Annotated in this window: 2 protein-coding genes; both read right to left on the reverse strand. The window is 47.0% G+C overall.

Going from position 1 to position 1,294, the window contains the following annotated elements; genetic code table 11:
- Positions 1 to 32: 32 nt before the first annotated feature.
- A complete protein-coding gene (locus R8N28_RS25220) occupies positions 33 to 899 on the reverse strand; it encodes a DUF692 domain-containing protein (protein ID WP_318183662.1) in 867 nt (288 codons plus the stop codon).
- An 84-nt stretch (positions 900 to 983) separates the two neighbouring features.
- Positions 984 to 1,244, reverse strand: coding sequence for a DUF2282 domain-containing protein (locus tag R8N28_RS25225; RefSeq protein ID WP_005458571.1), 261 nt, complete (start codon positions 1,242 to 1,244; stop codon positions 984 to 986).
- Positions 1,245 to 1,294 lie beyond the last annotated feature (50 nt).

Below are 1,294 nucleotides of genomic sequence, written 5' to 3' on the forward strand. Positions count from 1 at the left end.
TTTCGCAAACTGGTTTTGTAAGGTGGCTAGCTTCATGAGGCTTTCCTCGTAGCGCTAAGCGGGGTGGTAATTTGGGAGAGAAGGAGCGAGGCCTTTTCCGCTTCTGCCAATAACACTTCCGGTGCTGGGATATCTAAGTCCCATTCAATTAAGGTATGGCGCGGACCATACTGTTCAATCCAATGTTGATATAACTTCCAGACTTCCGTGCTGACGGGACGGCTGTGAGTATCAATCCAAATTTCGCCTTTATCGAGTTGCTTGATGGTGAAACCCGCCAAATGAATTTCATCCACTTTGTCTGCCGGAATGGCGGACAGATAGGTATTGCAATCAAAGCCGTGATTGAAGGCTGATACGTGTACGTTATTCAGATCGAGCAGTAACCGGCAACTTGTGCGCTGCTGAACTTCAGCGAGAAACTCCCACTCGCTGATCGTCGAGTGTTTAAACTTCACATAGCTCGATGGGTTCTCGATTAAGATTTCGCGTTGCAGATAATCCTGAACTTCAAGCACATTGCGAGTAAAAACGTTCAGTGCTTCTTCGGTGTATGGTAGGGGAAGCAAGTCGTTAAAATAGTGCCCACCATTTTCACTCCAGCTCAAATGGTCAGAGACAAACATCGGGTCAATGGCATCAATCAATGCTTTCAGTTGAGCTAGGTGTACTTGGCTAACGCGTTCAACAGAGCCTAACGACAAACCAATTCCGTGGCAGCTGATCTGGTATTGCTCTCGCAAAGTGTGTAGATATTTTCGTTCGGCTGCATTGGGTTGAAAGTAGTTCTCGCTGTGAATTTCTAACCAAGACAGTTCTGGACGTTGTTGCTGAAAAAAGTCCAAATGAGGAGTCCGTAAACCAACGCCAACAAGAGGGTGAAAATCGTAGTGTTTCACGTGAAACTCCTTTTCGAACTGGATGAGAAGAGGTTGTGGGGTGTGAGTTGAGCCATCACACGCCCACAACAATTAACGGAGAAATTAAGATGCGCTGGTGCTGCCGCCAGCCAATTTGTCGCAAAGACCTTTTGGAACCACCACAAATGCGTCTTTCTGGTGGTCTTGTTTTGACGTGCCGGCGCAAGAGCTGTTCTTCGTCGCACAGTCATTTTTTCCCGCTTTTGCCACGCCGTAGCACTTTTCTTTTTCTGCCGCGACAGCAGGTGTTGCTGTTAGTAGAGTGCCACCAAGGGCTAGTAGACCAGTAACCGCAGCAGTAACAGCAAGATTCGATTTTTTCATAATAATTTCCTCTGAATGATTTCCTTTACGTTGAGATGGGCAAGCAGACG

The sequence above is a fragment of the Vibrio sp. Vb1554 genome, assembly GCF_033344235.1.

Coding starts and splice junctions, on each gene's coding strand:
- R8N28_RS25225 (WP_005458571.1), bottom strand. CDS start 1,244: ATGAAAAAATCGAATCTTGCTGTTACTGCTGCGGTTACTGGTCTACTA.